Raw genomic sequence first — 21324 nt, forward strand, 5'->3', positions numbered from 1 at the left:
CGAACACAGGTACTCGGAAGGATTCGCCAACGAATCGGAAATGTCGATTTCGACGTCGATCCGGCCTCCACATCCAGGACCCCCGGGGTCCTGGATCGGCCGTGATTCCTCTGCGCCGGGTGTTCCACGACCCCCCACATCTATCAAATATATTACCATTTCAAGTCGTGGGTTGGCACCGTTCACAGAACCCAGGCGGACGCACCACCGATGTAGTCGTCACCGTGGATCGCGAGGACGTCGTCGAAAGCTTCGGCGGGCACGGCTTCCTGCTGGTCCTCGACGGGCACGTGGTGTATGTCTCCTGGAGGGTCTCGACGAAGTGGTTGACAGTGGCTCAGTTCAGGGCTGTCTCAGCCATCTGATACCCAGACTAGTCTCAGAGAAGAATGGTGAGATGGTGTCGACACCCGTAGTTGGGAGAGCCGCCACCGCGGGTTCGAATCACTGCCGCCACGCCCGTATCAAACCAACCGATGCTAGAAACGGACCCACTAGTTCGCACGACGCTGCAAACACCGACCGTAGCTGTTAGACCCCGGCCGTACATTCACAGACCCACCTCGAAGTCGCTCCAGCGTCGGAGAACGCGGATTAATCCGCGATACACCCGGCTACTTCTCACGGTTCACTCGTCGAACGAACGCACCCGGTCCCACCGTCGCTGAAATATCACACCGCCTCCTCGCGCCCAGGTGCGGGCACGACGGGCGTTCGTTCGACCGATGAACGAATCGTCCCTGCAGGCGTGAGACGGCGATAGTCGAGTGATTCAGAAACAGACCCAGTTGAGCACTGAGTCGGTGTGAAGAGGATACATAGAACACAGTTGTTACCGGGATTCTCTGGTTTGTCTGGCCCCCGTGTGGCAAATTTTTAACCCATCGGCGGTAACTGCGACTGTATGCCTTCTCGCGGGTCAGTACTCCTTGAGGAGATGGTATGGCCAGACGTCGAATCGGCGCTCGAAGACGGAACGCGGACGGCGATCGTGTCCGTCGGCTCGTTGGAGCAGCACGGACCACATCTCCCGTTGAACATGGACACGCTGGACGGTGACGAACTCTCACGCCGGATTGCAGCGAAACTGGGGGATGCACTTGCTGCACCGACGATTCGCCCCGGCTGCTCGGGACACCACATGGAGTTCCCGGGCACCATCACCGTCCCGCCCGAGACACTGATGGACGTGGTACGGGCGTACTGCCGGTCACTCGACGAACACGGCTTCGAACACATCGTCTTGGTCCCGACTCACGGTGGGAACTTCGGCCCGGTCAAGACCGTAGCCCCTGACGTCGCCCGGGAGATCGATGCTACCGTGATTCCCCTCGCTGACCTCGACGAGCACATGCAGTTACTGAACGACGGCCTCAGCGAGGCGGGAATCGACTACGAACAGGACGTGATCCACGCGGGCGCAGCCGAAACGGCGGTGATGCTGGCGGTGAATGAGGACCTCGTCAGGCTGGAAAATGTCGAGGTTGGTCCTGAAGGCGACATCTCTACCGCCCGCCTGCTGAGCCGGGGGTTCAAGTCGATTACCGAAAACGGCGTGCTCGGCGACCCGACCGAAGCCACCGCTGAAGCCGGCGAAACCATCATTCAGAACGTGGTAGACACCTACGTTGACCACATCGAGAACGAACGTCGCTCAGTCTGACTACAGTTCTCTACCCGGGCGAGTTCCCAGCGCCCGTTCGGTACTGAGCCAAGACCAGCACCGGACTGACCGGCCGACTACTCGTCTTCGAGCGCTTCGTAGACATCGCGGTTGGCCTCCCGGTCGGCCGCCGCCACGCGTCGCACCAGTTCGTGGCGGATGTCCGCCATCACCGCATCAAGCGGCGACCCGGCCTCGGCCTCCTCTTCAGTTGCCATACCCTCACTAGGACGCTGGATGTCGTTAATCGTTCTGGTCGGCCGTGTCCTCAGTCAATTGCTCGACCCCGTACTGGAGCAGGTCGTCGCGCCACTGCTCGATCTCCCCGACCAAGTCCAACGGCTCGGTGTGTGCGCGAAGATACTCGACCGTCTCTTCTTCACTGACAGTCCGTTCGTCGGTGCCGAACTGCTTCAAAACCGACCTGATCTCGTCGTCGTACGCGAACCGGTGGCCGTTCAGGAAGTAAAAGACAGTTACCGTGTTCAGGGCGGTGCGCTTGTTCGCATCGACGAACGGATGGTTGGCGACGAGCAGCCGCATCAGGTGATACGCTTTCTCGTGAATCGACTCCGGCGCTGCACCGAAGTGTCCCTCCTCGATGTACGTTAGCGCGAACTCGATATCACCCCGGTTCTGGACGCCAGACGGGGTGTCGGTGTACTCCGCGACGATGTCCTCGTGGATGGCGAGAACGTCCTCGACCGACGGATACCACAGCGAGTCGCCCATTCGCTCCGACATCGAAACCCCACGGGCGTAGTCGTTTCGCTCAAGATGACTGGGAGTGGTGATGGCCACCATACTTGGATCACAGATCCACGATACCGAACGAAAGGACACACACTGCGTTCACCACCCTCTGAACCAACTGCTAACTGGCTGTTTCAAGCGAAAATCCCGTTACGGGCGCGAAAGGCGTTCGTTTCACTACCGAACGAATCGTCCGTTACGGCGTGAGACGGCAATTTTCGACCGTCTCAGTGGCGGTATTCGAGAGTACGCTGAATCGCTAAGTGGAGGTGGTAGCTGTACCACGGCGATGTGCAGTCCCTACAAATTCTGTCAAAGATGACGTGCTAAATACAGAGGGTGTATCCAGCAGTGGGTTCGAATCTTGCCCGTACTCGATTCCGTCCGATACTCAGCTACTACTTCATTGTCGAACTCGCCACGGGTTTCTTCAAAAACACTTTCAAAATCCGCCTCACGGTCGAATTTATGGTAAACCTTCCAGACTTCCGCTACTACACCGAGTGGCACTCCCACGCTAATCACAAGCACTACGACGCCCCCGCCGATCCCTGGACCCAGATTTGCGTCGACCCAGCAACCCCCGACCGGTTCACTGTCGTCTCCCTGCTATGGGGGCTCGGTCGCGTGAGGGAGGGTACCTGGGACCGCCCCGAGAACTGCCGTCATCTGACTGACAACCGGATGTATGAGGGGCTTCGCCAGCACTTCAAGGAGGGCCGGGACTGGGAAGTGACGGCCTACCATGACTGGGTGGCGGAATCCATCGAGGGCGAAGGCCATTTTCGAGGGTGCGAGGATCTTGAAACGGTCATCGAGGAGCACTATCCTGCTATTGACGAACTCTATGAGTGCATGCGTGAGGAGGGATACCGGGCCAACCACGGGAACGTCTACGACCATCCCGGGGGGATCGAAGGGGTTCACGAACTTGACCCGATGGTACTGGTCGGCAGAGCGGGCGAGGTAATTTGGACTGAAGGGTTTCACCGACTATACGTGGCACGATTCTTGGGGATTGACGAAATTCCGGTGTACGTGCTGCGCAGGCACGTAGAGTGGCAGCGGATCCGCGAACGGACCGACGCCGCCCCGGACGGCAAAGTGCCTGATGACCTCAGTGAGTACGCGAATCACCCGGATCTCCGGAATGTGGTCGGGTAAGGAGGATCCATCCCCTCACGCCCATGCAGACCCCTCACCGCCGTGTCGGATTTCTACCGGAACAGCTTGCAGTAAGGTAGATACACACACTCCCGTAGGTGGCTAGACACGAGCGTTTCGGGACGGTTCTGTCTCGCTACTTATAGTCCGATAACTGGATAGACTCGTACGCCGGTGTTGCTGAATCAGGTGTTTTGGCTACCGGTGGGTTTTCCTACTGTGTTCAAGAGGTACTGGGCATGATTCGCGTGCCCAGTATCTCGGTTGTGCTGGTCATCATCCTCGTTGCCGGGTGTGCCGGTCTCGGCACAGAGAACCCAGCAGAACCACCTGCGGCGACGCCGACGGAGACAACCCGTACCGCCCACGAATGTGACACATTCGGGACGGGTGGCGTTGCGCCCCTCGGCGAGACGAACACCACCGTGACAACGGTTGGACAGGCGAATGCGTCGCTCCGCACGGTCGTTCTGGAACGGGCAGACCATCCATTCGATGTATCGGATCTCGAATACGTTCCACGGGACGAAATTGACGAGACGGGAGCAGTTCGCAACGAGCTCGAACGATACGACACGTGGTCGGCGAACACAACGCTGTACTACTTCTCACCAAGAAATACGACGGGACTCGACGAAATGCACGTCGTCACTGACGGTGGTGCTGTGTTCATTATCTATATCGGCGCCTGTTGACACCGAGCAATTCGTACCTGTAGCCGTGAGACGGCTAAATCCGGGGGACCAAGGTTCGCTTTCTAACTGGATGTTGGGTCGTTACGTACCGCTGAGCTACTCACCGGTGGTTCCGATCCGCCGCTGGTATCTGTCAGTAACGCCGCGACCGATACAGGAGGTGTGTCCATCCCAGTCACCTGGTTTAGCCTCTCTCTGCTGGACCAATTGCTCAATCTGTCCGTGATGACCGAGCCTGGACTGCTATTCCGCGAAGATTCTCGCTGGTGGTATTCACGCTGTCGGCCCCTACGCTCTGGAAGCGCGCCGCCGGACGCGGACCACGAACAGCCCACAAAAAATACCACCCGTGATCGTGAGGACGCCACTGAACAGTACTGAGAACACAGAGAACAGCAGCGGAGACTCGATCATGACGCGTAGTGCCGGCCACCCACCGGGCAAAAACAGCGGTCCCCCAAGTGTATACAACCCCCACGTCAGCGGATGCGCCAGCACGCCGACGAGGAACCCGACTACGATAGCCCGTCGGTCAGTTAGACAGCAAGAACGCTCAACGAGGACCCACCAGAGTGTTCCGCCGAGCATCCCGGTCGCAACGACCGTCGGCGGAACGAGCAACACGTCGAAACTACCCGCGGGGTTTCCGAGAACGTAGTTGATGATAGCGAGGCCGATACCCCAGCGGCAAGGGCACTCACCACCGCCATCACACTTGCCCACTTCACACCTTCGCGCATACACGCTGCTTCGCATCAGCTCGACTAAAGTTCAGGGTGCCCGGAGATGAGTCGCAGACGGTTACTCTCTCAAGCAATCCACCTGTTCTCTGCCGATAGCTGCGGCAGACCACCTCTCGTGACCTTGTCGCTACCAGCCCTGAATAGAGGGACTCAATTGCGCCGTGCTAAATCCACCCAGTGCAAGATATACGCCCTCGAGCTCGCACGGCCACACGACCATCCGCTGATTTTGATAATGACACGGCAGTCAGTTTGCACACCCACTCAGCGGTTGTTCCAATAACTGAAAGTCGAAAATCCGGGAGCTCTCATAGCTTCTCGTCTCACGCTCTTCGAACGAAAGGATACACAGTTCGATCACCCCCGAGAGTCCCGGCAGTTTCGGGGGCTTACATCCTGAGAATCCGATACGGGCGCGAAGGGGTTCAGCCCGCAGCGGCGAAAAATTGGGGATTCACGGCCCGAGCGGGGTGAATCGTCGTCGTGTGGTTCGCAAGCGAGCGAACCATGGAACTCGAACCAATCGACCCCGAAACGGCGCTCGAGTTGTACATCGCGGAGAAAGAAACAGCGGTCTCGGACGCGACAGTGTACTCGCACAAGTCGCGACTCGGCTTCTTCGTCGAGTGGTGCGAGGAACGCGACATCGAGAACCTCAACGAGTTGACCGGCCGCCGTCTCCAGGAGTTCCGGCTTTGGCGGCGCAACGTCGGCGACCTCACGAAGGTCAGCGAGAAAACCCAGATGGACACCGTCCGTGTCTTCGTGAAGTGGCTGGAATCGGTCGACGCCGTCGAGCAAGACCTCCACCTGAAGGTCCGCTCACCGGACGTCACGCCCCGAGAGAACAGCCGCGACGTCATGCTCGACGTCGAGGACGCTGAGAAGGTGCTGGCGTATCTCGAACGTTACGACTACGCCTCGATCCGCCACGTCACCGCGACCATCCTCTGGCACACGATGATTCGGATGGGCGCGGCGCGGAGTCTCGACGTTGAAGACTACGACCCCGAGGAGCAATCGCTTCGCCTCCGACACCGACCAGAGACCGACACTCCGCTCAAGAACAAACAGCGCGGCGAACGCATCATCGCGCTCTCCAGTGAGGTCTGTCTCGTCCTCGACGACTGGCTCCGGGAACAACGACCCGCACAGACCGACGAGTACGGCCGACGCCCGCTTCTCACGACAAACTACGGGCGGGTGCATACAGGCACAATTCGACACTACTGCTACCAAGTCACCCGGCCATGCGAATACGGACAAGAGTGCCCCCACGATCGCAGCCCGGATGACTGCGAGGCCACCGACGATTCCGACGCATCAAGGTGTCCGTCGAGCCTCAGCCCGCATCCGTTCCGCCGTGGCGCCATCACGCACTACCTCCACAGTGACGTTCCTGAGACCGCAGTCAGCGACCGTGCGAACGTGACCACTGACGTCATCGACCAGCACTACGACCAGCGCTCACAGAAAGAGAAAATGGAGCAACGGCGGCAGTATCTAGACAAGTTGTAAGGGTACTCAAAGAACTGTCTTGCTCTGACTACTATTTCAGCGAGCACGATCCCTCATCAGCCCGATACGGAGTGTCCCGAAAATCGAGAAGAAAGTCATCGCCTACATTACGTATTGAAGGGTGTAGGACGTGTATTCCCGCACGATTGACAGACATCACTATATCAAACCCCAAAAGTACAGAAGACGAAAACAATCCCCTGCTAATTTTCCGGTAGATGGGTCCATCAGATCAGATTCATACTAGCCGAGAAGATTTAATCGAGTTCGGGCATCTGATCTGTAATTCTGGAATCCTCAACCAAGACCAAGTCTTCCTCGCCAATTGAATACAGAACCTGATCATCGGATTCCTGAATGATTTCCAGAGGCATGTAATAATACGACCCCACATTAAGTTCAGCCTCAGTATTAATGAGAATATGCCTTAGTCCTCGCCACCAGTGGATCCGAGCCGTGTAGACACCAGCAAGGTTCTTATCCTGAATAGATACCGCAAGTGGCGCATCCCCTACACTGCTACGAAGGAGTTCGAATACCCGCTCTCGAATTGATTCAAATGTATCCTGGTCTATATGCCCCGTATATGCGTGGTCGAGCTTGTTTCGCATATCAATCAAATTCGCGAACTCAGCGATATCTGCGGTTAGAATAGAATCCAATTCGTCCGTATTCTGTATTTCTGTGGCTGCATCAGACGTGAATATGCGTGAAAGCACGCCAATGCTGAGGTTTTCTTCGTCTTCATCTTCGGTCACCAATTCTGACCGCCAAGTGTCCCCCCAGTAGTGCTTCCCGTGGAATTCCACAAGTAACGCTAAATAAAACTCCAACAGTTCAGCGAGTAGCAGTGTTACACTCTTGTAATTGCCAGCAGTCGAGGCCTGTTCCAGCTGAATTTCTTCTACGCGAGATAGAACTGGGGAGGGGAGCCGCTCTCGCCAAAGCCGGTCAATCGAGATATCCTCAAGATACGTTTCTTGGACAAATTGCTGGTTTTGTCGAGGAGTAAATGAACGATTGATTGAGAGCTGGATGAGTGATCGCAACAAATCTTCTGGAAGGTCCGTCTGGTTGAGACGCTGAAGGGCCAGCACAACGACAAACAGTTCAGTATAATCGTAATCAACCCCCAGAGGATGGGACGGCGTCTTATTCTGATTGGACGTTGTGAACTTCTCAAGGGCCCGCTTGGCATTCGTGACTTCGCCATTCTCGTAGCTCAGCAGGAGCTGGTTGAGAATTCCTAAATCGAGGGCGTCCTGCTGCAGTTCGTCAGACTGTCGGTTAATCTCTCGAATCCGTTCAAGAGCAATTTCATAATTGCCATCGATTGTTTGGGCCTTGGCGCGACAGATTTGAGCGCGGATTTCGTGGACGTTTCGCTTCGATTTGTTGTAGTGGTCATTTTCCGAGATTTGGTCATGGGAGGCTGCGGCTTCAGTGAAATTGCCGTTAACTTCCTCAATCACCACTGATACCTCCTTCTTTTTATTGAGGGTGTTATCGCCCGCCCTCTCCAACCCGCCTTCTTTGAAGAGGCCAATTGCTTTACCTAATACCTCTTCAGCACGTTCGTATTCACCATTATTGAGGAACTTATCGGAGAGAATCCGGAACCGCTCTCCACCAATTGCTGATGTGATCCGTTGAATGCTGTCTTCACTTAGAGAGCCGAAGTCCTCGAACACCTGTCCGCGCTGCTTCAACAACTCAGCGGCGTCCTCACGGCGCCCTTCAGCAGTCAAGGTCCTCGCATCAGCCAAGGCCTTGTAGATTACCGGTGTTGTTAACCACTCAGGATACGCGTTTTCGTACTCTCCAGACACGTTAGTGGCTGTTTCAATTGCACGTTCCATCTCCCCACTGGCGTCATTGAGTTCCGTCTCATGATAGTGTAATAATCCCTTCCGGGTATGGTGATCAAATAGTGCGCGCTGAGAGATTGCAATATCTAATTCGTCATACCATGCGCCAGCGGCGGCATATAGCTGCGGTGTTATGTGATAGTATCCGTCGACGTCGTTATACGCCTCTGCCGTATTGAACAAGAGATTGGCTACTGTGAACTTCAGGGAGCCAGTGCCGGGATTGGAGCCTGCGGACTTGACGATCTCGAACCAGTCAGCGGGGTTCGGTTCATCCACAGCTTTCGCGTCTTTGACAGCATTCTGGAATTCGTCTTGATCAAACTCGGAGTCGATTTCATTCTTGAAGTACCGATCAAGTAGATTCTGTACCCCAGATTCGCTTTGGCGAAGGACTTCCTCGGCGAGCACGAGGTGAAATAACTTGTCGGTCATCACATCGTGATGGCTTTCAACTATGTTGAATTCAAAGACCAGATCGATAATTTGGTCTGGTTCCTGTCGTTTGTGGAGTGCATCAACGGCATATTTGATTGAAAGGCTCGCATCGATTTGTGCACGATCATCTATAGAAGAGAACGCCTCAACAGTCGTTTCTAACGTAGATAGCTCCGAAATTTCATGGCGCCCGTCACAACACTCACCGAGAATTAAGCGCTTGAGGAGAGTCTCAAGGATATTATTCATTTCATTCCTGACCCTCGGATAAGAGGTGATGATTTTCTCCAAGGAAGACAGATACGTATCAAAAGGCACTAATTCACCCAGGGAGCATGCGAAATCTACTAACGGCCAGATATCCGTATTTTCACGCCGATACGCCTGAACGCCTGTTTTAAATTCGGTGGGATTGAATACGTCATCTTGGAGAATCTCGTTGCCCAGAGACAGCAACCGGGTATCAGCGATATCGACGCAGTAGGCCTCTTCACCACTGTCAAGACGAATCGAAATCGAGGAGCAATCAGGAGGTAAGTAAAGCTCAAATTCAAACCGGTCGGCAGAGGTTTCAATAATTGATCGGGAAACGCGGATTCCGTCTCCCCCCTCAATATGTAATTTCTCACCGCGTAATTTCGAAGGGAGATCGGTGAGTTCGAGAGTCGCATCAAGATATCGCCCCGCGTCAGACTCTCCAATATAATACTCGACGAAGAACATGCCAGAAAGCCCTAATTCATCTGTAGAAAACTTCCGTGAATACTCCATAGAACACCGCCCGTCTGTCAAAGCGATAAATGTTCCGCAGGCTCTATTTCTGAATCCGATTAATTGTGCGCCAGACCTCCCAGTCAGACATAAAATGAACCGTTCCCCGTTACGTCCGCCAATACCGCCTGGCGTTGCCGCATCTTGTCCTCCTCGGAGCGAACGTCGTAATGCTGGTCGATAATAGTGGGCGTGACGTTGCACCGGTCGCTGACGACTTTGACTGGCACGCCAGCGCGGAGTAATTGGGTGATGTAGCCCCGACGAATCGGGTGGGGCGTCACACTCGACGGACACCTAGCCATCCGGTCATCGTTCGTGACCGCCTCGCAGCCCTCCGGGTCGCGGTCGTGTGGACACCCGGCACCGATAGCACAGGGCCGGGACCACCGGTAGACGTAGGACCGAATCGTCGACGTTCCGGGGCGGCCTTGCGTAGTCGCGAGGAGTGGCTGCCGGCCGTGCTCATCGGTGATATTCGGTCGGCGCTCCTGGAGGTAGTCGTCGATGACCTCACAGGCCTCCGAGCTGACAGCCACGCGTCGCTCACCGGGCGTCTTGTTCTTGATCGGGGTCTCGGTCTCCGGCCGGTGGCAAATCTCCACGTGTGGCGTCTTCGCGTCAGGTCGGTAGTCACGGACGTCGAGAGCACGGGCGGCTCCGAGGCGCATCCCGGTCTCGGTCAACACCACCCAGGCGACGTGTTCGGTCGTGGCGTACTCGTAGCGCTCGAGGTAGTCCAGTATCTCCCGGGCACGCTCGGCGTGGAGCACCGTATCCCGTGCGTTCTCGCCGTCGTCCAGACTCGGGGAGTCGACGTTCTTGAACAGGCCCGACTCGACGGCGTCGATGGTCTCGCACCACTGGATGAATACCCGCAGGGAGTCCATCTGAGTCTTCTCGCTGACCGTGTTCAGGTCCTGGCGGCGCCACACGCGGAACTCGTGGAGGTCGCGCGCACTGAGGTCGTTCAGGTTGTCGATGTCCTGGTCCTCGCACCAGTCGACGAAGAAGCCGAGCCGGGACCGATGTGCGTCGACAGTCGCCTGCTGGCAGTCCCGGGACTTGTCGTCAAGGTAGAGTTCCAGAGCTCGCTCGGGAGTGGTCGGTTCGAGCGATTCGGTGGTCTGGTCCAGGAGGTCAGCGAGTCGGTCCTCCAGGTCGTCGCCGTTGTCGATAGCGGGAACGTGGTTGGACACGACTACTCCAGGCCCTCCAACATTTGCTCGATGAAGTTCTGCTCAGGCTCGTTCTGCTGTGGTCGATTCGTCTCTGTGGAGTCACTGGACGCATCCGATGCCAGCGCTCGCAGACCGCTCGGATTCTCCTCGATGTGGTCCTCGATGACCGATTCGAGGTACGCCGACATCGAGGTGTCAGACTCCTCAACAGCGAGTTCTAGCTTGGTCTTCGAGTCGACGTCGATGCGGGAAGCGACCGATTCTGTGTTGGAGCTCACGTCAACCAGCCCCAGACCGGGCCCACATATATAGATTGGAGAAAAATTGGATTGGGGCCAGAAATCCCCCAATTTCGTCGAGAAAATCAGTAGATTCTGGCTCAGAAGACCGCATATACAAACTATTTCCCCAATTCAGAGTTTGTTTTGGAATATCGACTCCAATTCCAGTACTCGCTCGTGAGAAACTCCGCCAATTCACGTCGACGAACGTCCGATTTACCCGAATCGCAACACAGCAGTACGAAATTGGCGACCCACAGGTTGATTATGGCGTTGTCACAATCGGGAATATGGCATCGGCGGCCGGCGAGCTCGCGGAACCGCAGGTCCTCGCGCACACCAAGCGCCGCCTGATCCGGAGGAGGAAGCGGCGAATACGTACGCCGTCGTGGACACCCAGTTCTCGACTACCGAGTGGTTGTCGGGCCAACGCATCGACCCGGCCATCCAGGACCGGCTCGCGCCGTTCAATCACGTCCGAGTCGGCGGTGGCTACCCCGACCTCGTCGGGGTCCGGAACCTCGAGTCGGAGCTACTGGCGGTCGAACGCTTCGGCGAGGACCCACCGCTGATTGCAGTCGAAGCGAAGGGGCAAACCGGGGACGGCACCGTCGACACGCAGCGCGGTATCCTTCAGGCGTACGACCGACTCCACGAGGCCAACGCCGCCTACCTAGCAGCCCCAGCAGCGGTCGTTACACAGACGGATCGAACACTCGCCCGGGAACTGAACGTCGGAATCCTCGGGGTCGACCGGGGCGGTGACGTCACGCCACTGGAGGTGCCGCGGGTCGTCGGTAACCGGACCACAGGCGAGGTAACGGCGATCCGCTTCCAGGCGAGCGCGCAGGGCGTTGCCGACAAATCCTTTGGGCTGAACCACCCGAAGAACTACCTCGGCTACCCTCTCGCACACTACGCAAACGGCGATACCGCCCAACTCCTCCGGGACTACAAGGTCGTTGGCGCCGTCGAGGACGCACGTCGCGGGGCGGCGTTCCTCGGACTCGTCGAAGAGAAGCCGAACCGCGTGGTACTGACCTCGCTCGGGCGAGAGGTGATTCGGTACGTTACGAGCCGTTACGGCACAGTCGAGGCCGGGCTCGCCGAATTCGAGAACTGGTACCGGAAGTCCCAGCGGTTCTACGACCTCGCCCCCGAATGGGGCCAACTCGCCCGGCGCGTCGTCTTCGCCTACCCGGCCACCCAGTTGCTCGTCGAGGAGTTACAGCAGATGCACGACGACCGCATCCGGGAGCCAACGTTGGTAGAATTGGTCGCGTGGCTGCACGTCCAGCATCCGTCGTTCACCGTGGAACTGTTCATCCAGGGCGACCAGGACGTTCGCAGCCGGGTGCTGACGCCGGACGGTGAACTCCGCGAACAGGCATTACACGACGGTAACGCCTATCACTCGCCGACTGTCTTCCAGTTGAAAGCGATGCTGTACCACGTTGGCATTCTGACCGAGCGTGGGGCGGAACCGTCCAATCTGGACCCGGGAGCCGACATCTGGGCACTCCGAGATCCCGTTTGATGGGGGTGAGGACGTTCCGATGATTTCCGAGAGGATTGTTTTGGAACGGCATACTGCGCGTTCAACTAGTGTCAAGGGTGGAAACAAAGAAATATTACGCAGGGAGATAAGTCGAATATAGTGTATCTCTATACGCCGGACGAGATCGACCGTGCCCGTGCCCACCACCAAGCGGTCATCCAGGGCGCCGACGACGTCGACGTCAAACGCATCGGGAACCTCGGTGAACTCGCCTTCGAACAGTTCTGCCGCGAATACCTCCCCGTCGAGATGTGGAACTGGAAGAACGAGGAAGCCATTCGTCGGTGTAACCCCGAGAGCTTCGCCGCCTACGACTTCGAGGTCTTCGACTACACCGTCGACGTCAAGACCTCCCGAGACGTCTCCGCGTTCCGGCCGGGGGCGCTGCTCGATAACGATCCGGACGACGATATTCTCGTGATGGTCTGGCACCGGGACAACGAGGATGCGCTGATTCTGCTGGGTTGGGAGCGTACCGAGACACTGAAATCCAAGGTCCGAACTCAGGAGGAGTACTCGGGCGAAGAGCCGGAGAAGCTCGCGCATCTCGCGACGCGCCCGATGAACGAACTGCACGACCTCGGGCCCAATACGGCGCATTTGAACCAGAAGCCAGAGAACCCGTTCAAGCCGGGTGACCGTGTCGTCAAAGCTGAGGACGAAGACGCGTCTGTCGCTGTCGTTGTAGAGATTCTGCCGCCCGAGAAAAACGCCACCCTGTACGGCCAAGAGTTGGAGGTCGAGACGGTGAGCGTCGCCTTCCCCAGCGCCCTCGACGACGGTCCCGGTGACTGGCGGACAATCCATCCAGCCAAGCTTTCTTCGTATTGCGCCGACCAAGACATCAAACTCTACTCGTACAAGCAAGAGAATCTGAGGTACGCCGACCATCCCTTCACTACCGGCGACTACGTCATCAAGCCTGACTACAAGGACCCTGACCTAGCCATTGTCACCAGTGTCGAAAACGAAGAAGTGACCGTCGTTTTCGAGCATTTGATTGAAAAGGACTACTTGCAGCCCCGGCGACTCGAAGAAGTCTGCGAGAAGCACGACCTCAGCCAGTACTCGTTCAAATCCGAGGAAATGGCGTTTCAATCACAGCACTGACGCCTGGCCGTCGGTACGAGTGCTTCATGTGTTAGAGTTCCGTGAAGATTAGATTGACAGCCCACTCGTAATCTTTTCCGGTTGATGTTTCCAACGAACAGGGTATGATTAGACCGCTTGAAGATATACCGGGCTACATCGAACAAGAGGTTCGGGACAGGATAGCCGCCGGCGTCGACGGGAGCACCCTAATTGTAGACGAGACGGAAGAAGAGTTCCTCGTGGCCTATTCGGGTTTCACCCGGACTCTCCGGGAGAAGTACGAAGAGCACTGTGAAAAGCGCGGTGAGGATGCTATCAGAGTCTACCAGTTGGCGCGAGAGGGGGCAGGGTATCAACTTAGTCGGTACGAGAGCGCGGATGGAAAGAACGCTGAGGAAGTCTGGATAGAGAGCGTTTAGAGGAACCGCCACCTCCGATGCGAATAGTGGGAAGATTCAAATAATTGCCTTCTCTTCTGGGAGATAGACCGCAGACGGCTCAATGAACTAGCAAGCAGGCGTGAATCATGGCACTTTCGGGGTTCGATTCCCCGGGGGGAAGTGGTCTAGCCGGGCTAAAGAGTAGCGCTCGAAATCTAGTTCATCAGACCATGTTAGGAATAATAACCGCTGGACTATCAGGAGTCGTCTTCGCAAACGCCGGCGTGGCGCTTCCGGTCACCCTAGCGCTCATCGCGTACATTGGATTCTCCCAAAGAACGTTCTTCCCCTCACCTTTGCCCGGTACGCAATGAGATACATCTCTAAGGATTCCCTCGTCAAAAGGCTCTTACCTATCTCCCGGAACCTTGAGTCGGGTAGACACACTTCCAAGTGCGTGGTTTCTGTTTCAATAGCATCCAGCAAGTTCTAAACCCGTGTCGTGATAGAGTGATAGCATGGCTGCAGAAAACGAGGATCTTCGCTACTACGCCGATGGTGAGAACCTCGATTTGGACACTCTCGAATCTCATCTCTGGGAGGCGGCAGACATCCTCCGTGGGAGTATTGACGCGGCGGACTACAAGAACTACATTTTCGGACTGCTCTTCCTGAAGCGCATCAACGACCGCTTCGACGAGGAAACCGAGGAGATCGTTGAGAAGCACGACGTCGACGAGGAGACGGTACGCGACGACCGCGACCTCCACGAGGAGTTCTGGGTGCCCGAGCGCGCTCGCTGGGACCACATCACCGCCCAGAGTTCCGACATCGGCGCGACCCTGAATAAGGCCCTCGAAGCCGTCGAGGACGAGAACGACGCCATCGCTGACCGCGTCCTCACGACGGTCGACTACAACGACAAGGAGCGCCTCGCAGACTCGACCCTCGAGGAGCTCGTCACGCACTTCGACAAGCACCGCTACCGGAACGCGGATCTTGACGACCCCGACATCTTCGGCCGGGCCTACGAGTATCTCATCCGGCAGTTCGCCGACGACGCCGGGAAGAAGGGCGGCGAGTTCTACACGCCCCGGGAGGTCGTCCAGCTCCTCGTCGAGTGCGTCGACCCCGAACCCGGCGACCGCGTCTACGACCCCGCCTGTGGCTCCGCCGGGATGCTCATCTACTCCGCCCAGCACGTCGACGAGGAGGGTGGCGACCGCGACGACGTCTCGCTGTACGGCCAGGAGAAGAACCTGAACACGTGGGCCATCGGCCAGATGAACGTCCTCCTCCACGAACTCCAGGACGCGACCATCGAGAAGGGCGACACCATCACCAGCCCGAAGTTCGTCACCGAACACGACGAACTGGAAGTCTTCGACCGCGTCGTCGCAAACCCGCCGTGGAACCAGAAGAAGTGGAGCAAGGAGTGGGTGCAGGAGAACGAGCCCTACAACCGGTTCGAGTACGGGCTCCCGCCATCGAACCGGGGCGACTATGCATGGATTCAGCTTATGCTCGCCTCCTTGAGCGAGAACGGGAAAGCAGGCATTGTAATGGATAACGGCGTACTGTTCAGGTCCCGTTCGGAGAAGAGTATTCGAAAGCCAATTCTGGAAAATGACCTTCTTGAAGCAGTTATCGCACTCCCCGAGAACCTGTTCTACAATACATCTTCACCAGGATGCATACTGATTCTGAACAAAGATAAACCAGAGAATCGGGAAGGTAAAGTCCAGTTCATTCATGCCGAGGAACAAATTCTCCGGACATCTGGCGTAAATATCTACGACGAACGTTCTAACCAGAACAAGCTGACAAAAAGTGGTGTGGAATACATTGCGGAGACACACAACCAAGGGAGAGAAGAGGAACATCATAGCCGCTTTGTCAACATTGGCGAGATTGAGGAAAACAACTGGAATTTAAATATATCTAGGTATGTTGACACCACATCCAATGCGTCGGACATAGATCTCAAAAACCTCATGAGAGATGTACAAGAGTTAGAGGATGAGAGAAAGCAGGCTACAGAACGAGCTTTCCGCGTTCTTGAAGACCTAAAATTCGACTAGTATGACCTCAAAAAATCCACGGGTCCCCAACGTTCCTTCAGACTGGTCCACCGTCCCGATAGGTGAGGTAGCGGACAAGATACCCGGCAAAAAGCCAAATGTTGTCAGTGACGAGCCACAGGCTGGGCTAAAAAAATATGTTACTGCTGAGGCTTACGAAGGGAGTATAACGTCATATGCAGACCCAGAAACCGGGAATCTCTGCAATAGTTCCGACGTGGTCCTCGTTTGGGACGGAAGCGTTGGAAAGGTGCTTAGCGGTGTAGAAGGTGTGCTTGGTTCCACCATGGCCGCCCTCCGATTTGATGAGGAAATGATGGACCCCCGATTCGCGTATTTCTACCTCTATGAGAAGCAGGAACTAATATCATCACTCGCAGAAGGCACCACAATTCTCCACTTGCCACGTGACTTTCTGGAGATTTTCGAAATCCCCCGACCACCACTATCAGAACAGAGGGAGATTGTGCGTTTATTGACTGACTTAGAAGGCGTTCGTAACAGTACCGGAACGATAAGGTCGGAAACGGAGGAGTTGAAACGAGGAACAATTAATCGCCTTCTCGAGAACGGTGTTAAAGACCACGACCAGAAGCAAGTTCGAATTGGTCCGCGAATGGAGAAAATACCCGAGGAATGGGACCTCAGAACCGTAGACGAAATAGCTATTAGCGGGAAGGCAGGGTTAAGAGGCGGTCCCCCTGGTGGGAAAATCAAGAAGGAGGTCCGAACAACCACTGGGTACAAGATATATGTTCAAGAGAACATAATCGAGCGGAATTTTGAAAAACGATCCGATTATCTACCTGAAGAGAAGTACCAAGATCTCAAATCGGCGGCTGCCAAACCCGGCGATATCCTAATCACCACCGAAGGATCGATCGGTAGAGCAGCAGTTCTCCCAGAAAAGGCAGAAGAGGGGATTGTGAATAACCACCTTGCTCGACTTCGTGTCGACACAGATCAGTACCACCCCGAATATATAGCTGAGGTAATAGATTCTTCTGACCTTGTCAGGTCACAAATAGAGTCGCTAAGCAATAACTCTGGCCGCCCTGGATTGAATTTAAAAATACTAAAGGAGTTTCAAATTCCTGTTCCTAACATAGAGGAACAAACTGATATTATAGAGGTTTTGGGCGCCTATGATTCAAAAGTACGGTCTGAGTCAAAGTTCCTAGATGCTGTGTCAAAATTGGAGGAGGGAGTTCGGGGAAAAATCGTTACAGGTGAAGTACGGTTCAAGTAATGTCAAACGAGTACACAGAGGTTGAGGAGCCCGCTCTCGATACCCTCCAAACACTAGGATGGGAGGTCGTTGACCAACAGCGAAGAAACTGGGAGGACCCCAGGGAGACGCTGTCCTCGGCCGTACTCGAGAATCGGCTCCGAGATGCCGTCGAACGCCTGAACCCCTGGCTCTCCGAGAACAACCTCAACACGGTCGTGCGCGAGATTCAGCAGGTCGCTGGGACAAGCACAATGGCCGAGAACGAGCAAATCCATGAAAAGCTCGTCAACCATACGTCCGTAAAACAGGACGAAGGCTACGGCACGAAACACCAGACCGTTCAGTACATCGATTATGAGAACCCCGAGAACAACGACTTCCTCGCCGTCAATCAGTTCCCCGTAGAGGGAGACATCGAGACGATCAAGCCGGATGTCGTCCTGTTCGTCAACGGCATTCCCCTCGGCGTTATCGAGTGCAAGGCTCCGACCGCTGGCGAGCCAAAGAGCGAGGCGCTCGAACAACTCCAGCGCTACCAGAACAAACGCACGAAGACTGGAAGCGAGGGCGCCGAAGAGCTGTTCCGGTACAACCAGTTCTCGGTCGCGACGTGGTACGAAGGCGCGGTGATGGGCACGTACGGCACGCCCAAGAACCAGTACAAGCCCTGGCGAGACCCGTACCCGGCCGAGGACGACGAGCTCGCAGACCTATACGACGTCGGCTACGTCTCTCCGCAACACCGGATGCTGTACGCGCTGTTCCAGCCAGAGCGGCTCCTTGAACAGCTCCGGCACTTCACGGTCTTCGAGACCAAGCAGAGCGGGACCCTCAAAATGGTCGCGCGCTACCAGCAGTACCGCGCCGTCCACAAAGCTCTAGAGCGCATCGAGAAGCGTAGCCAGCGCGAAGCGCAAGGCGGTGTCATCTGGCACACTCAGGGCTCCGGGAAGTCGCTCACGATGCTCTTCCTGGGCCTCAAGCTCCGGCAGGAGAAACCGAACCCGACGCTACTGCTCGTAACCGACCGAACCGCGCTCGACGAGCAGATTCATGCGACCTTCGAGCGGTGTGGGTTCCCCAACCCAAAGCGGGCGGACTCGAAGGAAGAGCTCCACGAGATGCTGAGCAGCCACGCCGGTGAGACGATCACGACGCTCATCCAGAAGTTCCAGCTCGACGACGACGAGGAGGGCGACTTCCCTGTTCTCTCGCGCGACGATGACATCTACGTGATGGTCGACGAAGCCCACCGCACCCAGTACAAACACCTCGCGAACAACATGCGGACGGCGCTCCCCAACGCATTCTACATCGGCTTCACGGGGACGCCAATCGAGAAAGACGACCGCGACACCCGCCGCACCTTCGGGAACTACGTCGACACGTACACCATCGACCAGTCGCTCGAAGACGACACCACCGTCGAAATCCTCTACCAGGGCCGGCTCGCGGAGATCCATCTCGAAGGCCAGAACCTCGACCGCATCTTCGACCGCGTGTTCGCGGACTACACCGAGGAGGAGAAAGCCGAAATCAAGAAGCGCTACGCTCGCGAGCAAGACCTCGCCGAAGCCGAGTCACGCGTCGAAGAGGTCGCACTCGACATCATCGAGCACTACGAGAACGAGATCGCGGACCCGTTCAAGGGGATGGTCGTCACGACCAGCAAGGAGGCCGCCGTCCGGTACAAGGAGAAACTCGACGAATTAAACGGCCCCGAGTCCCGCGTCATCATCTCGAAGGGGCACAACGACCCCGAGCACATCAAGCAGTGGACGCCGACTGACAGCGATATCTCAGACTACAAAGACTCGTTCGTCGACCCTGACGGCGAAGTCGAGTTGCTCGTCGTCTGTGACATGCTGCTCACCGGCTTCGACGCACCCGTCGCCCAGGTGATGTACCTCGACAAGCCCCTGAAGGAGCACAACCTCCTCCAGGCGATTGCACGCGTCAACCGTCCATTCGAGGGCAAGAACCACGGCCTCATCGTCGACTACTACGGCGTCTCCAGCGACCTCCGAGAGGCGCTGGCGATGTTCTCCGAGGACGAGGTCAAACACGCCATGGTGCCACTGGAGGACAAGAAGCCGGAACTCGAAGCAGCACATCGGAAAGCCACCGCGTTCTTCGAGGACATTTACGAAACCGAGGCGTGCCTCCAGACGCTCGAGGACGAGGACACCCGCATCGAGTTCAAGAACGCGTACAAGCGGTTCTCCCAGCTGATGGACATCGTCCTCCCCAATCCGATGGCGAATCCGTACAAGGACGATCTCAACCAGCTCAGCGAGATTTTCGCCCGAGCGAAACAACGCTACCGCGACGACTCGATGGACCTTGAGGGTACAGGTGAGAAAGTCCGTGAAGTCATCCAGAAACACATTCGCTCACAAGGCATCGACGTGCTGAACGAAGACCCTGTCTCGGTGATGGACGCAGAAGCGTTCGACCCGGACATTGAAGGCCTAGAGAGCGACGAAGCCCGGGCAAGCGAAATGCAGCACGCCATCAAGCACGAAATCTCTGTTCGCTACGACGAGGACCCCGTACAGTATCAGTCGCTTCAGGAACGCGTTGAGGAGCTAATAGAGCAGTACAAGGAGAAACGCTTGAGCGACCGCGAGGTCGTCGAGGAACTCCACGACCTGCTCGAAGAGATGCGGTCCCGCGACAAGCAGGCGCGAGCAAAGGGACTGGAGGATGCGACAGAGCTGTCCTTCTACCACGCACTCGAGGACGTGCTGCACGCCGAGGACGCCGAAACCGACCAGCAGGAACTGGTCGAGCTCACCGGTGCCATTCTCGCCGAAGTCGAGGACGTTGTCGATGTCGTGGAGTGGCAGGAGAAGGTCGGCGTGCAGTCGAAGCTCCGGAAGAAAGTGAAACTCCAGTTGCTACAATCGGACGTGGAGATGACCGACGACGAGCGGACCGAGCTCACAAACCGCATCGTGGAGCTTGCTCGTGCCCACTACCAGCCATGAACCAGTATCACATCGGACAGACCGTTGTCCCGTACGAAATCGAGTGGAGTACGGACCGGGAGACCATCGGCCTCTCGATGGACGGCTCGATGGAATTGACGGTTCGCGCACCGGTGTCCGCAACTATCAACGACGTCGAAGCTGTCCTCGAGGACAAGCAACAGTGGGTTCTCGAAACGCTCTACGGGCTCGCCGAACAGGAAGACCCGCCACTCGACAAGGAGTATCTGAGTGGCGAGAAACTTCTCTACAATGGCCGCCGGTACCGGCTGAAAGTCTGGGAGGAAGATATTGTAGAGCCGACGCTGGAGTTCACTGGCTCGAAGTTCATGTTACGTGTGCCATCGGACGAATCAGCGACAAGAACGCGAAAGCGGCAAACGGTGGTCGACTGGTACGTCGAGAAGGCTCGCGACGAATTGCCGACGAGAGCGAACGAATACATGCAGAAGCTCGGAATCGGTGATATCGAGATCGATGTTCGGTCGCTAAATCGTCGCTGGGGTGAGTACCAAGAGGGTCAGGTGTCGCTTCACTGGCGGCTCGTGTTGGCCCCGCGGAAGATCCAGGACTACGTCGTGGCCCACGAACTGGCGCATTTCCGGCACGACCAGCACTCAGACGCCTTCTGGAACACTGTCGGGACGTTGGTGCCTGATTATCGAGATCGACGCGAGTGGCTGCGGGTGAACGGCGGTCAACTGCGCGTGTAAGTATAAATTTCTGCTCTGGCAGTATTATTCACTGGCTGGCGATTAGTTCGTTATTAGGTTTTGAAGAACGAGTTTTATTGCCTATCCAACTAATCCTTTATTATGGCGCTTGGCTCCACGCTGAGCGGAGATGTCATAGGGAGTTCAGATGCACCGGCGGAAAGCGGGGAGTATATACTTACATCTGACGCTCAGGTGGACGAA

The 21324-nt window shown here is 56.5% G+C and carries 15 protein-coding genes and 1 pseudogene; 11 read left to right on the forward strand and 5 right to left on the reverse strand.

The genetic code is table 11. The features are described 5' to 3' along the window. Positions 1–904 precede the first annotated feature (904 nt). A complete protein-coding gene (locus GRX66_RS00870) occupies positions 905–1663 on the forward strand; it encodes a creatininase family protein (protein ID WP_159524820.1) in 759 nt (252 codons plus the stop codon). 77 nt (positions 1664–1740) lie between these two features. Here the strand turns inward: GRX66_RS00870 and GRX66_RS19365 are convergent, their stop codons facing one another. After that, positions 1741–1881 carry a hypothetical protein gene (locus GRX66_RS19365; protein WP_201292868.1) on the reverse strand — a complete coding sequence of 47 codons (141 nt, stop codon included), beginning with the start codon at positions 1879–1881 and terminating at the stop codon, positions 1741–1743. A gap of 25 nt (positions 1882–1906) precedes the next feature. Next, positions 1907–2395: a type II toxin-antitoxin system death-on-curing family toxin gene (locus GRX66_RS00875; RefSeq protein ID WP_159524821.1), complete on the reverse strand. Its 489-nt coding sequence runs from the start codon at positions 2393–2395 to the stop codon at positions 1907–1909. 489 nt (positions 2396–2884) lie between these two features. On the opposite strand from GRX66_RS00875, the gene GRX66_RS00880 reads away from it, so the two are divergent. The 3 genes from GRX66_RS00880 to GRX66_RS00890 all read left to right on the forward strand — a co-directional run bounded on the left by GRX66_RS00880 (position 2885) and on the right by GRX66_RS00890 (position 6536). Then, positions 2885–3580, forward strand: a complete 696-nt coding sequence (locus GRX66_RS00880) for a hypothetical protein (RefSeq protein ID WP_159524822.1) — start codon at positions 2885–2887, stop codon at positions 3578–3580. A 239-nt stretch (positions 3581–3819) separates the two neighbouring features. Then, the gene (locus tag GRX66_RS00885; RefSeq protein ID WP_159524823.1) at positions 3820–4275 is read left to right on the forward strand and encodes a hypothetical protein; all 456 of its coding nucleotides are present in this window, start codon (positions 3820–3822) and stop codon (positions 4273–4275) included. Between the two features lie 1250 nt (positions 4276–5525). After that, positions 5526–6536, forward strand: a complete 1011-nt coding sequence (locus GRX66_RS00890) for a tyrosine-type recombinase/integrase (RefSeq protein ID WP_159524824.1) — start codon at positions 5526–5528, stop codon at positions 6534–6536. 257 nt (positions 6537–6793) lie between these two features. Here the strand turns inward: GRX66_RS00890 and GRX66_RS00895 are convergent, their stop codons facing one another. The 3 genes from GRX66_RS00895 to GRX66_RS00905 all read right to left on the reverse strand — a co-directional run bounded on the left by GRX66_RS00895 (position 6794) and on the right by GRX66_RS00905 (position 11072). Further along, positions 6794–9613, reverse strand: coding sequence for a hypothetical protein (locus tag GRX66_RS00895; RefSeq protein WP_159524825.1), 2820 nt, complete (start codon positions 9611–9613; stop codon positions 6794–6796). An 83-nt stretch (positions 9614–9696) separates the two neighbouring features. Next, positions 9697–10812 (reverse strand): tyrosine-type recombinase/integrase, encoded by a 1116-nt coding sequence (locus GRX66_RS00900; protein ID WP_325063892.1) that lies wholly within the window; start codon positions 10810–10812, stop codon positions 9697–9699. A 2-nt stretch (positions 10813–10814) separates the two neighbouring features. Continuing rightward, complete coding sequence (locus GRX66_RS00905) at positions 10815–11072, reverse strand: hypothetical protein (RefSeq protein WP_159524826.1); 258 nt, start codon at positions 11070–11072, stop codon at positions 10815–10817. A 293-nt stretch (positions 11073–11365) separates the two neighbouring features. On the opposite strand from GRX66_RS00905, the pseudogene GRX66_RS00910 reads away from it, so the two are divergent. From GRX66_RS00910 to GRX66_RS00940, 7 genes and pseudogenes are all read left to right on the forward strand, one after another. Further along, positions 11366–12612: pseudogene (locus tag GRX66_RS00910) on the forward strand (hypothetical protein). A gap of 120 nt (positions 12613–12732) precedes the next feature. Then, a complete protein-coding gene (locus GRX66_RS00915; RefSeq protein WP_233745215.1) occupies positions 12733–13743 on the forward strand; it encodes a hypothetical protein in 1011 nt (336 codons plus the stop codon). A gap of 104 nt (positions 13744–13847) precedes the next feature. Continuing rightward, positions 13848–14144, forward strand: coding sequence for a hypothetical protein (locus GRX66_RS00920; RefSeq protein ID WP_159524827.1), 297 nt, complete (start codon positions 13848–13850; stop codon positions 14142–14144). A gap of 479 nt (positions 14145–14623) precedes the next feature. Next, positions 14624–16186, forward strand: coding sequence for a type I restriction-modification system subunit M (locus tag GRX66_RS00925; RefSeq protein ID WP_159524828.1), 1563 nt, complete (start codon positions 14624–14626; stop codon positions 16184–16186). A gap of 1 nt (position 16187) precedes the next feature. After that, positions 16188–17435, forward strand: coding sequence for a restriction endonuclease subunit S (locus GRX66_RS00930; RefSeq protein WP_159524829.1), 1248 nt, complete (start codon positions 16188–16190; stop codon positions 17433–17435). Next, on the forward strand, positions 17435–20407 hold the full coding sequence (locus GRX66_RS00935) for a type I restriction endonuclease subunit R (protein ID WP_159524830.1): 2973 nt from the start codon (positions 17435–17437) through the stop codon (positions 20405–20407). The genes GRX66_RS00930 and GRX66_RS00935 overlap by 1 nt, the downstream gene beginning before the upstream one ends. Then, entirely contained in the window at positions 20404–21120 is a 717-nt protein-coding gene (locus GRX66_RS00940; protein ID WP_159524831.1) for a M48 family metallopeptidase, read from the forward strand. The genes GRX66_RS00935 and GRX66_RS00940 overlap by 4 nt, the downstream gene beginning before the upstream one ends. Positions 21121–21324: the final 204 nt, after the last annotated feature.

The sequence above is a fragment of the Halobacterium bonnevillei genome (assembly GCF_009831555.1).
Classification (GTDB): Archaea; Halobacteriota; Halobacteria; order Halobacteriales; family Halobacteriaceae; genus Halobacterium; species Halobacterium bonnevillei.

Excerpts from the sequence above, each read along its gene's own strand:
- GRX66_RS00870 (WP_159524820.1), top strand. The coding sequence starts at position 905 with ATGCCTTCTCGCGGGTCAGTACTCCTTGAGGAGATGGTATGGCCAGAC.
- GRX66_RS19365 (WP_201292868.1), bottom strand. The coding sequence starts at position 1,881 with ATGGCAACTGAAGAGGAGGCCGAGGCCGGGTCGCCGCTTGATGCGGTG.
- GRX66_RS00875 (WP_159524821.1), bottom strand. The coding sequence starts at position 2,395 with ATGGGCGACTCGCTGTGGTATCCGTCGGTCGAGGACGTTCTCGCCATC.
- GRX66_RS00880 (WP_159524822.1), top strand. The coding sequence starts at position 2,885 with ATGGTAAACCTTCCAGACTTCCGCTACTACACCGAGTGGCACTCCCAC.
- GRX66_RS00885 (WP_159524823.1), top strand. The coding sequence starts at position 3,820 with ATGATTCGCGTGCCCAGTATCTCGGTTGTGCTGGTCATCATCCTCGTT.
- GRX66_RS00890 (WP_159524824.1), top strand. The coding sequence starts at position 5,526 with ATGGAACTCGAACCAATCGACCCCGAAACGGCGCTCGAGTTGTACATC.
- GRX66_RS00895 (WP_159524825.1), bottom strand. The coding sequence starts at position 9,613 with ATGGAGTATTCACGGAAGTTTTCTACAGATGAATTAGGGCTTTCTGGC.
- GRX66_RS00920 (WP_159524827.1), top strand. The coding sequence starts at position 13,848 with ATGATTAGACCGCTTGAAGATATACCGGGCTACATCGAACAAGAGGTT.
- GRX66_RS00925 (WP_159524828.1), top strand. The coding sequence starts at position 14,624 with ATGGCTGCAGAAAACGAGGATCTTCGCTACTACGCCGATGGTGAGAAC.
- GRX66_RS00930 (WP_159524829.1), top strand. The coding sequence starts at position 16,188 with ATGACCTCAAAAAATCCACGGGTCCCCAACGTTCCTTCAGACTGGTCC.
- GRX66_RS00935 (WP_159524830.1), top strand. The coding sequence starts at position 17,435 with ATGTCAAACGAGTACACAGAGGTTGAGGAGCCCGCTCTCGATACCCTC.
- GRX66_RS00940 (WP_159524831.1), top strand. The coding sequence starts at position 20,404 with ATGAACCAGTATCACATCGGACAGACCGTTGTCCCGTACGAAATCGAG.